Source organism: Bacillus sp. SIMBA_008 (assembly GCF_046535495.1).
GTDB classification, from domain to species: domain Bacteria; phylum Bacillota; class Bacilli; order Bacillales; family Bacillaceae; genus Bacillus; species Bacillus subtilis.
Genome location: NZ_JAWRWL010000199.1, coordinates 1 through 320, shown reverse-complemented (window position 1 = coordinate 320; position 320 = coordinate 1). Strand labels below are relative to the sequence as shown.

The window sequence follows — 320 nt, the reverse complement described above, 5'->3', positions numbered from 1 at the left end:
GGATAGGAAAAGCGATCCTTTATGTATTTTTGCTGTCTGTCCTTTTTACGCTGCCAAGCGCTTATTACCTTTGCTCCGGCACCGTAAACTCAATGAACGGTTTCAAAACCGTGTTAAAGAAAGATTTCCCTGATTTCAGCATTTCAAACGGAGAATTGCAGACGAAAGCGTCCGCCTCTAAGGAAACGGAAGCGAACGGGTTCGTCATCGTCTTTGATCCCACAGATGCTTACGGCGCGAAACAAATAGCGGCGAAACAAAATGCGATCGGCATTTTGAAAAATAAAATGGTGCTTGCTGTAGACGGACAAGCGACAGAA

General features: G+C 45.0%; 1 protein-coding gene. It reads left to right on the top strand.

The genetic code is table 11. The annotated features are described in order from the left end of the window. Nucleotides 1-320 (top strand): DUF1189 domain-containing protein (locus SB658_RS22815; protein WP_410602521.1); only part of this gene is annotated, 320 nt, incomplete at both ends.